At 66.7% G+C, this 14,834-nt stretch carries 10 protein-coding genes; 7 read left to right on the top strand and 3 right to left on the bottom strand.

The features are described 5' to 3' along the window. The first annotated feature begins 158 nt into the window (after positions 1-158). Positions 159-473, top strand: a complete 315-nt coding sequence (locus AC3WJI_RS17210; RefSeq protein WP_492758514.1) for an ArsR/SmtB family transcription factor — start codon at positions 159-161, stop codon at positions 471-473. A 32-nt stretch (positions 474-505) separates the two neighbouring features. Here the strand turns inward: AC3WJI_RS17210 and AC3WJI_RS17205 are convergent, their stop codons facing one another. Both AC3WJI_RS17205 and AC3WJI_RS17200 read right to left on the bottom strand, forming a co-directional pair. Then, complete coding sequence (locus AC3WJI_RS17205; protein ID WP_492758513.1) at positions 506-1,513, bottom strand: P-loop nucleotide/nucleoside kinase family protein; 1,008 nt, start codon at positions 1,511-1,513, stop codon at positions 506-508. Positions 1,514-1,678: 165 nt separating this feature from the next. Next, positions 1,679-2,815 (bottom strand): endo-1,4-beta-xylanase, encoded by a 1,137-nt coding sequence (locus AC3WJI_RS17200; RefSeq protein WP_492758512.1) that lies wholly within the window; start codon positions 2,813-2,815, stop codon positions 1,679-1,681. A 117-nt stretch (positions 2,816-2,932) separates the two neighbouring features. On the opposite strand from AC3WJI_RS17200, the gene AC3WJI_RS17195 reads away from it, so the two are divergent. Both AC3WJI_RS17195 and AC3WJI_RS17190 read left to right on the top strand, forming a co-directional pair. Next, complete coding sequence (locus AC3WJI_RS17195) at positions 2,933-5,053, top strand: alpha-glucuronidase family glycosyl hydrolase (RefSeq protein WP_492758511.1); 2,121 nt, start codon at positions 2,933-2,935, stop codon at positions 5,051-5,053. 14 nt (positions 5,054-5,067) lie between these two features. Continuing rightward, a complete protein-coding gene (locus AC3WJI_RS17190) occupies positions 5,068-6,780 on the top strand; it encodes a glycoside hydrolase family 43 protein (RefSeq protein ID WP_492758510.1) in 1,713 nt (570 codons plus the stop codon). On the opposite strand, the gene AC3WJI_RS17185 is transcribed toward AC3WJI_RS17190, so the two are convergent. Beyond that, on the bottom strand, positions 6,767-9,166 hold the full coding sequence (locus AC3WJI_RS17185; protein WP_492758509.1) for a glycoside hydrolase family 3 N-terminal domain-containing protein: 2,400 nt from the start codon (positions 9,164-9,166) through the stop codon (positions 6,767-6,769). The two genes, AC3WJI_RS17190 and AC3WJI_RS17185, sit on opposite strands and share 14 nt — an antisense overlap. Positions 9,167-9,316: 150 nt before the next feature. On the opposite strand from AC3WJI_RS17185, the gene AC3WJI_RS17180 reads away from it, so the two are divergent. From AC3WJI_RS17180 to AC3WJI_RS17165, 4 genes are all read left to right on the top strand, one after another. Beyond that, entirely contained in the window at positions 9,317-10,420 is a 1,104-nt protein-coding gene (locus AC3WJI_RS17180; RefSeq protein ID WP_492758508.1) for a LacI family DNA-binding transcriptional regulator, read from the top strand. A gap of 85 nt (positions 10,421-10,505) precedes the next feature. Beyond that, on the top strand, positions 10,506-11,921 hold the full coding sequence (locus AC3WJI_RS17175) for a sugar porter family MFS transporter (RefSeq protein WP_492758507.1): 1,416 nt from the start codon (positions 10,506-10,508) through the stop codon (positions 11,919-11,921). A gap of 53 nt (positions 11,922-11,974) precedes the next feature. After that, positions 11,975-13,753: an IlvD/Edd family dehydratase gene (locus AC3WJI_RS17170; protein WP_492758506.1), complete on the top strand. Its 1,779-nt coding sequence runs from the start codon at positions 11,975-11,977 to the stop codon at positions 13,751-13,753. A 254-nt stretch (positions 13,754-14,007) separates the two neighbouring features. After that, positions 14,008-14,709 carry a GNAT family N-acetyltransferase gene (locus tag AC3WJI_RS17165; protein ID WP_492758505.1) on the top strand — a complete coding sequence of 234 codons (702 nt, stop codon included), beginning with the start codon at positions 14,008-14,010 and terminating at the stop codon, positions 14,707-14,709. Positions 14,710-14,834: the final 125 nt, after the last annotated feature.

The raw sequence follows: 14,834 nt of genomic DNA, 5'->3' as shown, positions 1-14,834 counted from the left end.
CTTGCTCTCGGGAAAATTGGGAAGCGGAGGGCGATTCGCCAACCCTCCGCGGCTAACATTTGCAACGCGGGTCAATCGAATTTTCTTATTAAAACTCGTTGGGATTCCGTCTCATAGCGGGTTGCAACGGAAGCATTTGCGGCATAGCGGTGCCCCCCGTGAAAGAACAAATGATTGCTGAAGTCGACCGCGCGTCGGGGTTCCTCAAAGCGCTGTCCGGTCGTAGCCGCCTGTTGCTGTTGTGCCATTTGTGGGACGGCGAGAAGTCCGTCGGCGAGCTCGCGAAGCTCACCGGCGCGCGTGATACCGCCGTGTCGCAGCAATTGGCGCTGCTCCGCCGCGAGGGCATGGTCGCCGCGCGCCGCGCCGGGCAGATGATCTTCTATTCGCTGGCGAGCCCAGAGGCGAAGCGGATGCTGGAATCGCTGCACGACCTGTTCTGCGCCGAGCCGCTGGCCAAGGCTGCCGAATAAGGCCTCTCGCGCTGCGTCAGCGCGAGCCGAGGTCAGCGCCGCCGTTCGAGCGCGCCGCGCGCCGCGGCGACGATCAGCTCGAGCGGGCGGTTGACTCGCATCCGGTGCCAGCCGGAGAGCTCGCCCACCGAGCGGCGCGATTGCTCGCGAACCACCTCGGCAGTGGCGTCGGATGCATCGTCGACGCGGGCACTGACCCGCGCGATTCGCTCGCGCTCGGGAGCCTCGAGCCAGATGCCGGTGAAGGGCACGTCGAGGCGGAAGGCGATCGCCTCGGCGACGTCGCGTTCGCTGCGGCTCATGAACACCGCGTCGAGGATCACCGACGATCCGCAGGCGAGATGATCGTAGGCCGATTCGAACAGCGCCTCGTAGGTCGCCTCGTCGCTGTGCCGGGTGTAGTGTGCGGGGGGCAGGCGGGTTTCCGGGGGCAGTCCGGCAAGGCGCTTGCGGAAAATGTCCGAGCGCAGCACGCGCGCGCCGGGACCGCGGCCCAGCCGCGCGCCGAGCAGGCGGGCAAGGGTCGACTTGCCGGTGCCGGACAATCCGCCGATCACGACGAGGCGGGGCGGGGCAGGGGCGAGCGTAGTGTGGGCCAGGGCCGCGTCGCCGGCTGCGGCAGCGTGCAGTGCGACGAATAATGGAAGCGCCGCCCAGCCGGTCGCGCCCTGGGGGGCGACGTCGACATAGCGATTGGCGACAATGTTGGCCTCGGCGGTACGATTGTTTCGGGCCATTTCGGTCAGGCGTGCGGCGAGATCGAACAGGACATCCTCGGCACCGCCGGGCAACTGTTTCACACGTTGCGCGCTTGCCCGGCGCTGGAGCTGCGGAAGCTGGCGCGTCCATTCGCGCGCCTGGGGCTCCACCTTCGCCAGTTGTGCGATCCGCGCGAGAAACGCCGTACCGTCGCCGGGCGGGGCCGCGGCATGGCTCGAAGCGATGCCGTCCGAGAAGCGATGGAGCGCCGACGCATTCAGCCCGCCCTCTTCGAGCAGCAGTTGAGGCGAAGCGTATTGCGTTTCGGCCAACGCGGCCATTGCAGCTCTCCCTTGCGCTCCCCTTAAGCGCGCTTTGGCGGGCTAGCACCGCTTTTCTGAACGACAGCCGACGCGGCGGCAGATTTCAGGGAATGTGTGGTTTGCTGGCCGGCAATGGCGCGCGAACTTTCTTGGCCCTCCATTGAGGGAAGGGGCTCGATATCTTCAAGCCCCCCGAACCGTCGTCGCGGCGAAGTGCTTGGCGAAGACCGCGCGAAGCGATTTCGGCTGAAACTTATCGTCATAAGGCGTCGCGCGCTTGCGCGTGCCGTCGGCGCGCGGCTTGAAGCCGTTGAGCCAGCTATATCGGTCGGACATTCCCCAGACGAGCACGTCACGGAGCTGGGGATAGTCGAACAGGATCGCGAGATAGGCATCGGCGTAAGCGGCGACCGCGGCGTCGCGGATCTTAGGGTCGCCCGGCAAGTTGCGGTCGTTGACGTCGAACTCGGTAATCAGCAACTGGTATCCCATCGCGACGACCTGATCGAGAAAGCGGCGCCACTCAGCCTCCTGCCGCGCCGCGGTCTGGCGGGGATCACCATACACGCCGATATGCGTTTGCACGCCGAGCGCGTCGACGGGCACGCCGCGCTTGCGAAAGCCTTCGAGCAGCTCGAGCACACCGGCGCGGTGGGTCTCGTTGTCGGGCTCCCAGCTCATATAGTCGTTGTAGACCAGTTGCGCCTTGGGCGCGTGCTCGCGCGCGGTGTGGAAGGCGAGGTCGACCATCGCATCGGCATCGCCGAACGCCTTTGACAGCACCGTCTCGCGCTGGCGGCCGGTCTTTTCGTCGACCGTCTCGTTGACCACGTCGAAGCTGGTCAGTCGGTCACCGTATCGGCTGCAGAGCGTGCGGATATGATCGGTGAGCAGCGTCTCGGCTCTGGCGCGCGGGTTCGGGCCGAAATCATAATCGACGAGCCATTGGGGGAAATATTGCTGCTTGTGCCAGAGCAGGGTGTGCCCGCGCATCGCCATGCCCTTGGCTTCGGCATAAGCGAGCAGGTCGGCGAAGCGCGCGACCTCAAAGTGAACCGGATCGGGGCGCAGTCGCTGCCATTTGAACTCGTTTTCGGGAACGAGGATGCTGCATTCGCGCTCGAGCAGCGCGGCATAAGACGGATTGGCAAACGAGCCTGCGTCGGCGCCGGGCGCGCTCCACGCGACGCACGAGCCGAAGCGCATGCCCTTGGCCCTGGCGAGCGCCGCAAGCGAAGGGTTGTCCAGCGCGAGAGCCGGACCGGCGGCGGCACAGGCTGCGGTTGCGGCCAGCATTTCGCGGCGCGTCCATCGCGACATGGCGCTATCCTCTCTATCGTTCGCGAGCGGTGTGCCCTGCATCTGATAGCGCTACCATGATCAAGCTGCTACGGACAAGTCAAGGCGGCGGCAAACCGGCGCGACGAGAGGATCGAGATGCGGCAATTGCTTGCGGTTGTTCTGCTGGTGCTGGGGGCAATGCTGCCGGCGGGCGTTCGCGCGGAGACGGGCTACGACCTGTGGCTGCGCTATCAGCCGATCGAGGCGACGTGGCGGGATCGATACGCCGGTCGGGTCACGCAGATCACCGGGACAGGCGGGCCGACGATCCTCGCCGCGACCGACGAACTGCGCCGCGGCGTTGCCGGCATGCTCGGCTACGACCCGGCGCGGGTCGAGACGGTGCGCGACGGCGCGGTGGTGCTCGGGACCGCGACCTCGCCGCGGATCGCGCCGCTCGGGCTGCCGCTCGCGCGATTGGGGTCCGAGGGCTATCTGATCCGCAGCGCGACGATCGAGGGCAAGCGGGTGACCGTGATCGCCGGCAATGCCGAGATCGGGGTGCTCTACGGCGTGTTTCGCTTTCTCAGGCTGATCCAGACGCGGCAGCCGCTCGACGCACTCGACATTGCCGACGCGCCGAGGCTCAAGGTGCGCGTGCTCAATCATTGGGACAATCTCGATCGCTATGTCGAGCGCGGCTATGCCGGGCAGTCGATCTGGGACTGGCAGAAGCTCCCCGGCTACAAGGACCCGCGTTATACCGATTATGCCCGGGCGAATGCGTCGATCGGTATCAACGGGACGGTCCTCACCAACGTCAATGCCAATGCCGATGTGCTGCGGCCCGAATGGCTGGCGAAGGTCAAGGCGCTGGCGGATATATTCCGGCCTTATGGGGTCAAGGTCTATCTGACCGCGCGCTTTTCGGCGCCGATCGAACTGGGCGGGCTCAAGACCGCCGATCCGCTCGACCCCGCGGTCTCGGCGTGGTGGAAGGCCAAGGTCGACGAGATCTACCGCGTGATCCCCGATTTCGGCGGGTTGCTGGTCAAGGCCAATTCGGAGGGGCAGCCAGGGCCGTCGGATTACAAGCGCAGCCACGCCGAGGGGGCCAACATGCTCGCCGATGCGCTGGCGCCGCACGGAGGCACGCTGATGTGGCGCGCCTTCGTCTATGCCGCGGAGAACCCTGACGACCGGCATAAGCAGGCTTATACCGAGTTCCAGCCGCTTGACGGGAAATTCCGCGACAACGTTCTTGTTCAGGTCAAGAATGGCGCGATCGACTTCCAGCCGCGCGAGCCGTTTCATCCCTTGTTCGGGGCGATGCCCAGGACGCCGCTGATGATGGAAGTCCAGATCACCAAGGAGTATCTCGGCTTCGCGACGCACCTCGCTTATCTCGGACCGATGTGGGAGGAAGTGCTTCAGGCCGATACCTTCCGCCCGCGCAAGGGCAGCACCGTCGCCAAGGGGATCCGCGGGATCGCGGGGGTCGCCAATATCGGCAGCGATGCGAACTGGTCGGGATCGCAATTCGACCAGGCGAACTGGTACGCGTTCGGGCGCTTCGCCTGGGATCCCGAGGCCAGGGCCGAACCGATCGCCCGCGACTGGGCCGCGATGACCTGGGGCAATGATCCGGCCGTGACCGGAACGATCGTGAAGATGATGATGGCGTCGCGCGAGGCGGTGGTCGATTATATGACGCCGCTGGGGCTGGGGCATCTGATGGCGACGGGGCACCATTATGGGCCGGGGCCGTGGGTCTCCGATCTCGCGCGGCCGGAGTGGAACCCCGTCTATTATCACAAGGCGGATGCCGCAGGGATCGGCTTCGACCGGACCGCGACCGGGACTAACGCTGTCTCGCAATATGCCCCGCAGGTCGCCGCGGTCTTCGGCGACCGCAAGCGCGTGCCCGAGGCGCTGCTGCTATGGTTTCATCATCTGCCATGGGAATATCGCATGCGCTCGGGGCGGTCGCTGTGGGACGAACTGGTCACGCGCTACGATCGCGGCGTCGACGCCGTGGGTGCTATGCAGGCGTCGTGGGACGCGCTCGAGGGCAAGGTCGACGCGCGGCGCTGGGGCGAAGTCCGCGACTTCCTCGCGATCCAGCGCAGCGAGGCGCAGTGGTGGCGCGACGCGTCGATCGCCTATTTCCAGTCGGTGTCGAGAGGGCCGCTGCCGGCTGGGCACGCGGCGCCGCCGCACGATCTCAACTGGTACAAGGCGATCCGCACGCCGTATGCCCCGGGCAACGGCAAGTGATGGGCGGGGATCGGATGCGCTTTGGCTTCGGACTGCCAGCGCTGGCGTTGCTGCTTGCGGCGCCCGCCGCGGCGCAGCCGGTCGCGCAGTTCGGCTGGTTCGAATATCGCGGCGGGGACCCGGTCGACCGCGCCAACCCTCCCGCGCCCGATCAATATCGCAATCCGATCCTGCAGGGCTTCTATCCTGATCCCAGCGTCACGCGCGTCGGCAAGGACTTCTACCTCGTCACCTCGACCTTCGGTTACTTCCCCGGCATCCCGGTGTTCCACAGCCGCGACCTGGTGAGCTGGACCCAGATCGGCAATGCCATCGACCGGCCGGACCAGCTCGACTTCAAGCAGCTCGGCCTGTCGCGCGGGGTGTTCGCCCCGACGATCCAGGCCAAGGCAGGGACATTCTACATCCTCAACACCTGCGTCGATTGCGGCGGCAATTTCGTGATCACCGCGAAGAACCCGGCAGGGCCGTGGTCCGACCCGATATGGCTGCCCGATCTCGAGGGCGGGATCGATCCGTCGCTGTTCTTCGACGACGACGGCAAGGCCTGGATCGTCAACAACGGCCCACCCGCCGGTCCGCCGCAATATGAAGGGCACCGTGCCCTGTGGGTGCAGCAGTTCGACGTGAAGGTGCGCAAAACCTTCGGCCCGCGGACGATGCTGGTCGACGGCGGGATCGACATCCGCACCAAGCCGGTGTGGATCGAGGGGCCGCACATCTTCAAGAACGACGGTTGGTATTATCTGTGCGCGGCGGAGGGCGGCACCGCCGAAGGGCACAGCCAGGTGATCCTGCGGTCGAAGCGCGTCACCGGTCCCTATGTCGCGGGGCCGAACCCGATCCTCACCCAGCGCGACCTGCTGCGCGACCGCGCCGATCCAATCACCTCGGCGGGGCATGCCCAGCTCGTCACCACGCCCGACGGCAAATGGTGGGCGACCTTCCTGGCGGTGCGGCCCTATGCCGATGATTTCTATTCGACCGGCCGCGAGACCTTCCTGATGCCGGTGCGCTGGGAGCATGGCTGGCCGCGGATCACCGATCCGGGACAGGCGATCCCCTGGGTAGCAGCGCGGCCTGCTCTGCCGGTCCAGCCCGCGCCGCCGGTGCCGACCAGTGGCGCATTCATGGTCCGCGACGAATTCGACGGGGCGAAGCTTCCGCTGCATTGGATGATGCTGCGCAACCCACGCTCGAACTGGTTCACCCTGGCCAACGGTACAATCAGCCTCCAGGCGCGTCCGGTCGGGCTGGGCGACAAGGGCAATCCCTCGTTCCTCGCACGCCGCCAGCAGCACCGCAACGCCGCCGCCGAGACGGTGGTGCGCTTCACCCCCGAGGAGAATGGCGACCGCGCCGGCATCGCGGTGCTCCAGAACGACGATTACTGGTATTTCCTCGGCCTGAAGCAGGTCGGCGGCAGGCTGGCGCTCGTGCTCGATCGCCGCGAGGGGCCCGGGCAGGACGCGGCCGGCGAGACCGTCGCCGCGGTCCAGGCGGAGATATACGGGATCGCGCCGGGCAAGCCACTCGCGCTGCGCATCGAAATGCACGGCAACCGCTACATCTTCTCTTATGCCCGCGTGCTCGGCAGCCCGGACTTGCCGATGCTGGCGTGGCGGCCGCTCACCCGGCTGACCACCGACGCACTGACGACCAAGACCGCCGGCGGATTCATCGGCTCGACCTTCGGGATATTCGCCGGGAGCGCTACTTCACCGTAAGCGTGGTGCTCTTGAGCTTGACCGAGTCCGGGCCCGACGAGATCGTGAAGGTGCCGGGCTCGACGACGCGCTTCATGTCGACGTTCCACAGCGACAGGTCGCGCGGGGTGAGCTCGAACTCAACGGTCTTCTTCTCGCCGGGCTGGAGGCTGACGCGCTCGAAGCGCTTGAGCTCCTTGACCGGCCTCGTGACGCTGGCGAGATCGTCGCGGACGTAGAGCTGGACGACCTCGTCGCCAGCCCGGCTACCGGTGTTGGCGACGTCGACAGTCACCTTGACGTTGTTGTACCGGCCGATCGTCGGGGTCGCGAGCACCGGGGCGGCGATGTCGAATGTAGTGTACGAAAGCCCGTAACCGAACGGATAGAGCGGGCTGGTCTCGGCGAAGAGATAGCCGCGGCGCGCGCTCGGCTTGTGATTGTAGAACATCGGCAGCTGGCCGACGTCGCGCGCGATCGTCACGGGCAGCTTGCCGCCCGGATTGGCCCGGCCGAACAGCACGTCGGCGACGGCGTTGCCGGTCTCCTGGCCGAGATACCAGCCTTCGAGCAGCGCGGGGGCGTTCTCCGACAGATACTTCACCGACAGCGGCCGACCGTTGAGCAGCAGCACCACCACGGGCTTACCGAGCGCGAAGATCTCCTTGGCGAGCTGGTTCTGCGGGCCGATCAGCTCGAGGCTGTTGCGGTCGCCGAGATGGTTGTCGGCCCAAGCCTCGCGGCTGAGCTGTTCGTTGTCGCCCAGTACCAGCACGATCGTGTCGGCATTTTTCGCGGTCTCGATCGCCTCGGCGCGGAGGCGATCGTTGGTCGCGTCGTCGACCAATTCGACCGCATCTTCGGCCCAGGCGCGGCTCTTGGTGAGCTTCACGCCCTCGGCGAAATCGACTGCGAACTTGCCCTTGCCCTCATTCCTGAGACCTTCGAGCACGCTGACGACGTGGCGCGGCACATCGCTATAGCCGCCGATCGGGGTGTCGCTGGCATGGGTGCCGATCACGGCAAGGCGCTTGATCTTGCCGGCGTCGAGCGGGAGCAGGCCCTGATCGTTCTTGAGCAGCACGATTGCCTGCCGCGCGGCCTCGCGGGCGAGGGCGATCGCGTCGGGAGTCTCGGTCTTCCGCACCGCCGCCTTGGCGTCGACATAGGGGTTCTCGAACAGCCCGGCGTTGAACTTGAGCTTTAGGATGCGGCGCACCGACTCGTCGATCTGCGCCTCGCTCACCCGGCCTTCGCGGACGAGCTGCGGCAGGTTGGCATAAGCCTCGGCATCGGGGGTTTCGAAATCGACCCCGGCATCGAGCGCGCGGACCGCGGCATCGCTGAGATTGTCGAACAGCTTGTGCCGGGTCATCAGCTCGCGGATCGCGAAATAGTCGCTGAGCACAACGCCCTTGAAGCCCCATTCCTGGCGCAACACGTCATGGAGCAGCCAGCGATTGGCGTGACTCGGGATGCCGTCGATCTCGTTGTACGAGGGCATCACCGACATCACCGGCAACTCGGTCACCGCACGCTCGAACGGCGGGAAGAAATTCTCGCGCAGGGTACGCTCGGAGACGGTGGCGGGGCCGATATTGGTACCGCTCTCGGGCGCGCCATGGCCGGTCATGTGCTTGAGGGTCACATAGACCTTGTCCTTGGCCAGCGGCAGCGTCGTGCCCTGGAAGCCGCGGATCGCGGCCAGGCCCATCTCGCCGACCAGATAGGGGTCCTCGCCATAGGTCTCCTCGATCCGGCCCCAGCGTGGGTCACGCGCGACGTCGACGACGGGCGCGAGCGCGAGATTGGCGCCGCGGGCGCGCATCTCGCGTGCCGCGACGGAGAAGATCCGCTCCTGCAGCTTGGGATTCCAGGTGCTGGCGAGCGCGATCGCCTGCGGGAAGCTGGTCGCGCCGGGGGCGACATAGCCGTGCAGTGCCTCCTCGTGCAGGATAAGCGGAATGCCGAGCCGAGTCTTTTCGACCGCCCATTTCTGTGCGGCGTTGATGTAGCGGGCAGTATCCTCGGCGCTGCGGTTGATCGTGCCGGCGGCGGCGCCCGCCGCTGGGCCCTGGGTGATCGCGCGGCGGTCATAAGGGCGCGAGATCTGGCCGAGCCCGTTGGGGAAATTGCTGCTCGCCTTGGCCGCGTCGAATTCACCCTCGGGGGTCTGGATCTTGTCCTTCTGGAGCCAGATCGCGACCATCTGCTGGACCTTTTCCTCCAGGGTCATGCGCTGGAGCAGGTCCTCGACGCGCGCGTCGATCGGCTGGGAGGCTTGCTTGTAGAGCGGCTTGTCGGCGCGGCTGCTCTGCGCGGCGGCGATGGGCGCCTGCGTGGGCAGGACGGCGATTGCGGCGACAGCGGCGAGCGCCGCGACGCGGAACCGGCGGGAAATGAGCATGTGCCTCTCCTGATCGGCGCTGTGCACCTTGTTTTGGTAGCGCTATCAGCTATCGTTCCGCCGATGCGGGGTCAACCGTAACGCAACCGGTTTCATCTCGATTGCATTCCGCGAAACCGCATCTTATGCCCTTGGCCGCAAAGGACGGGGATGAGCAAACCTAGCCGAAGAAGTCGCGGGACAGTCACCGTGCAGGACGTTGCGCGCGTCGCCGGTGTGTCGGCGATGACGGTATCGCGTGTCGTCAACGGCGGCACCAATGTGCGCGAGACCACGCGCGAGGCCGTGCTCGCCGCGATCGCCCAGCTCAATTATTCGCCGAACAGCGCCGCGCGCAGCCTCGCCGCGGGCGACGCGACGCAGATCGGGCTGCTCTATTCGAACCCGTCGGCAGCGTATCTGTCGCAATTCCTGATCGGCGCTTTGGCGGCGGCGCGGCGCGCGGGCTGTCACCTGGTGCTCGAAGCATGCGAGAGCGAGCGCCCCGATGAGCAGGCCGAGGCCACGCGCAGCTTCGCCTCGACAAGCGTCGAGGGGGTGATCCTCCCGCCGCCGCTGTCCGAAGCGGCGCCGGTGCGCGCCGAGCTCGAAGCGGCGGGAATTCCGTGGGTGTCGGTAGCGATGGGGCTGCCGCCGGCGCGCAGCCTCAACGTGCGGATCGACGATTTCGAAGGCGCCGCGGCGATGACCCGGCACCTGCTCGACCTCGGGCATCGCAAGATCGGCTTCATCCGCGGCAATCCCAACCAGACGTCGAGCGCCGAGCGCTATCGCGGCTTTGCCGCCGCGCTCGAAGAAGCGGGGATCGACATCGCCTCGGCGGCGGTCGAGCAGGGCTATTTCACCTTCCGCTCGGGGATCGTCGCGGCCGAGCGGCTGCTCGACCGGGCCGAGCCGCCGACCGCGATCTTTGCCAGCAATGACGACATGGCGGCCGCTGCGGTGGGCGTCGCGCATCGCCGCGGATTGCACGTGCCGCAGGATCTGAGCGTGGTCGGGTTCGACGACACGTCGCTCGCCACCACCGTCTGGCCCGAGCTCACCACGGTGCGCCAGCCGATCTCGACGATGGCCGAGGAGGCGCTGGCCTTGCTGCTTGCGCGGATCCGCGCGCATCGCTCGTCGGAGAGCGACAAGCTCGAAGAGCAGGTGCTCGATCACGAATTGATCGTCCGCGAGTCCTCGGCGCCGCCCAAGGGCGCTACCCGCGCCAGCAACGGGCGTCGTGGCGCAGTGAGCACCGGCCTTCGCTAGCGCTTGCTTTTCCTGAGCGACCGGGCCACCGTTACCGCTAACACGCCGTGCCGGTCGCGCACGGGGACCAGGAGAGGAAGTGGGGATGAACCAGACCGCCGAGAGGGCCAATATCGGCCTGATCAGCGCCATCGTCGCGGTCGCGACGATCGGCGGATTGCTTTTCGGATATGACAGCGGCGCCGTGAACGGCACCCAGCCGGGGCTCAAGGCGGCGTTCGCGCTCGACGATGCCGGACTGGGCTTTACCGTCGGTTCGCTGTTGATCGGCTGCGTCATCGGCGCGTTCTTCGCGGGCACGCTGGCGGACCGCATGGGCCGCCGCAACGTCATGCGGATCGCCGCGCTCCTCTTCCTCGTCGGCGCGCTCGTCCAGGGGCTGGCGCACGATCACACTATCTTCGTCGTCGCACGGATCCTCGGCGGCATGGCGGTCGGTGCCGCTTCGGTGCTGTCGCCGGCGTACATCTCCGAAGTCGCCCCGGCGAACATCCGCGGGCGGATGACGACCGTGCAGCAGATTATGATCATCTCGGGCCTCACCGCCGCGTTCGTGGTCAACTACTACCTTGCCGCCGCCGCCGGCGCATCGACCAACCCGTTCTGGGGCGGGATCGAGGCGTGGCGGTGGATGTACTTGATGCAGGCGATCCCGGCCGCGGTGTTCCTCGTTGCGCTGTTCTTCATTCCGGAAAGCCCGCGCTACCTGGTCTCTAAGCGGCGCAATCCCGAGGCGCTCGGCGTGCTGACCTCGCTGTTCGGCGCCACCGAAGGCGGCCTCAAGCTGGCCGAGATCCAGGCGAGCTTCTCGACCGATCATCGTCCGCAGCTCAGCGACGTGCTGACGCCGAAGGGCGGACGCGGCTTCCTCGGCGTCCGCGCGATCGTCTGGGCGGGGCTGTTGCTCGCGGTGTTCCAGCAGCTCGTCGGGATCAACGTGATCTTCTATTACGGCTCGACCCTGTGGCAGGCCGCAGGCTTCAGCGAGGCGGACTCGCTGCTGATCAACATCGTCTCGGGCTTCGTCTCGATTGCGGCGTGCTTCGTGACGATCGCGGTGATCGACCGGATCGGCCGCAAGCCGCTGCTGCTGATCGGATCGGCAGGCATGGCGATCACCTTGTTCGCGATGGTCTATGCGTTCAGCCAGGGCGCGCTGGTCGACGACAAGCTGGTGCTGCCGGGCCAGAGCGGAATGATCGCCGTGGTTGCCGCCAATCTCTACGTGATCTTCTTCAACGTCAGCTGGGGCCCGGTGATGTGGGTGATGCTCGGCGAGATGTTCCCGAACCAGATCCGCGGGTCGGCGCTGGCCGTGTGCGGCTTTGCGCAGTGGTTCGCCAATTACCTGATCGCGCAGGCATTCCCGATCATGCTCGCCGGCATCGGGCTTGCCGCCAGCTACAGCTTCTATGCCGTTTGCGCGGTGATCAGCTTCTTCCTCGTCCAGCGGTTCATCAACGAGACCAAGGGCCGGGAACTCGAGGCGATGGAAGGCTGAAGGGCCTGATTCCTCCCCGGGCGGTCTCGGGGAGGAATTTACTGGAGTAACCGATGACGACCCGTACCCCCGCCCGCCCGTTCCGCTCGCGCGAATGGTTCGCCGCGCCGGGCCGCAGCGACATGGCGGCGCTCTATCTCGAGCGCTTCATGAACTATGGCATCACGCCCGACGAGCTGCGCAGCGGCAGGCCGATCATCGGGATCGCGCAGTCGGGAAGCGACATTGCGCCATGCAACCGCATCCATCTCGAGACGGTCAAGCGGGCGCGGGAGGGCATTCTCGCGGCGGGCGGGGTGCCGATGGAGTTTCCGCTTCATCCGATCTTCGAGAATTGCCGCCGGCCCACTGCGGCGCTCGACCGCAACCTGGCCTATCTCGGGCTGGTCGAGATCCTCAACGGCTATCCGATCGACGCGGTGATCCTCACCACCGGGTGCGACAAGACCACGCCGAGCTCGCTGATGGCCGCCTCGACCGTCGACATTCCGGCGATCGTGCTGTCGGGCGGACCGATGCTCGACGGCTGGCACGAGGGCGAACTGGTCGGCAGCGGCACGGTGATCTGGCGGAGCCGGCGCAAGCTCGCGGCGGGCGAGATCGACGAAGAGGAGTTTCTCCGCCGCGCCACCGACAGCGCGCCCTCCTCGGGCCATTGCAACACGATGGGCACCGCCTCGACGATGAACTCGATCGCCGAGGGGCTGGGGATGAGCCTGCCCGGCTGCGCGATGATCCCGGCGCCGTATCGCGAGCGCGGGCAGATCGCCTATGAGACCGGGCGGCGGATCGTCGAGATGGCGTATGCCGATCTGCGCCCGTCGAAGATCCTCAGCAAGGCGAGCTTCCTCAACGCGATTCGGCTGCTCACGGCGATCGGCGGCTCGACCAACGCGCAGCCGCACCTCGTCGCGATGGCGCGGCATGCGGGAATCGAGATCACGCCGGACGACTGGCGCAGCGGCTATGACCTGCCGTTGATCGTCAACATGCAGCCGGCGGGCAAGTACCTCTCCGAGCGGTTCCACCGCGCCGGCGGCATCCCCGCGGTGATCGCCGAGATGCTCGCGGCGGGGGCGCTCGACGGCAGCGTGATGACCTGCACCGGCAAGACGCTCGCCGAGAACGTCGCCGGGGCGCACACCCGGGACCGCGATGTGATCCTGCCGTGGACCGCGCCGCTGATGGAGCGTGCGGGCTTCCTCGTGCTCAGCGGCAATCTGTTCGACATGGCGATCATGAAGACCAGCGTGATCTCCGAGGATTTTCGCGCGCGCTATCTGTCGCGGCCGGGCGCCGAGGGCGTGTTCGAGGGGCGGGCAATCGTGTTCGACGGTTCGGACGATTACCACCACCGCATCAACGATCCGGCGCTGAATATCGACGCGAATTGCATTCTGGTGATCCGCGGCTCGGGACCGATCGGCTGGCCGGGCTCGGCCGAGGTGGTCAATATGCAGCCGCCCGATCACTTGATCCAGCAGGGGATCATGAGCCTGCCGACCCTCGGCGACGGGCGGCAATCGGGGACGTCGGACAGCCCCTCGATCCTCAACGCCTCGCCCGAGAGCGCGGCGGGAGGCGGGCTGGCGTGGCTGCGCACTGGCGACACGGTCCGCATCGACCTCAATGCCGGGACCTGCGACGCGCTGGTCGACGCCGACGAGATCGCGCGCCGCAAGGCCGAGCCGGCGCCGCCGATCCCGGAGAGCAACACGCCGTGGGAGGAATTGTATCGCGAGAAGACCGGGCAATTGGGCGAGGGCGGGGTGCTCGACTTCGCGCTGAAATATCGGCGAACCAGCGAGAAGGTGCCCCGGCACAATCACTGAGGCGGCGGCCAGAGTTGGATTTGCGGAGCCTAACTTCGCATTTTTCACGCGAAATGTGAAACTTCGTTTCCGCGCAACGCACTATTGTTGCGCCGGACTTGGCAAGGGTCGACGCGGTCAAAGAGCTTGCGGAGTTTCCCATGCAAATTCCAACATTGGAAGCGGTCCGGCAGGTTTGAGATTTTATTTGCGGGAAACAGAGGCTTAGCCTCACCGATTGCAGCCCTGCCCGGAATGACGGAGGATGACGGCGCATGGAAACGCCGCATCCGCTCGACCGACCGGCATGGACCGCGCTGCGCACGCGGCAGCGCGAACTGGCGCGCGGGAGCGCGAAAGCGGTGCGTTTTGACCGCGATTTCGCCGCTTTCGCCGCGATTGGCGACGCAACTGCAGCGTCTTTGGCCGATCTGGGCACGCTGATCGCCACGACGGGGCCAGCGATCGTGCTTCAGAAGGACGCGCTGCCCCCGGTGCCGGGAACCCGAGTCGAGAAGCATCGGATGGGCGTGCAGATGGTCGCGGACGTGCCTGCGGCGCCCGGCGATCTCGACTTCCTCGAACTGGGCGATGCCGATGCGGACGAGATGCTCGCGCTGGCGACGCTGACCGAGCCGGGGCCGTTCTTCGCGCGGACGCACCGGCTGGGGGCGTTCATCGGCATTCGCGACCAGGGCCGGCTGGTGGCGATGGCAGGCGAGCGGATGAAACCCGAGGGCTTCGCCGAAGTCAGCGGCGTCTGCACGCATCCGAAGTGGCGCGGGCGGGGCTATGCCGGCGGGCTGATGCGCATAGTGGCGGCGCGGATCGTCGCGCGCGGCGAGACGCCGTTCCTGCATGCTTATGCCGAGAACCAGGGGGCAATCGCCTTGTACGAGAGCCTGGGCTTTCGCTGGCGGTGCGATGTCAACGTGACGATGCTCGCCGAACAGGCTGTATCGACTTCAGCTACATAACACCCCGCCCTGGAAGGGAGGATAGGGGTGGGTGCGCGCGTCAGCGCGCCCGAAAGACCCGCCCGCCATCTCGACACAACAGCGTCGGTCGAGGCATCGAGCCTCGCCGGCCGCTACCCACCCCA

The sequence above is a fragment of the Sphingomonas sp. FW306-1B-B10E genome, assembly GCF_058782005.1.
Note: the sequence above shows the minus strand (reverse complement) of the source record. Positions and strands in the feature narration are given on the sequence as shown.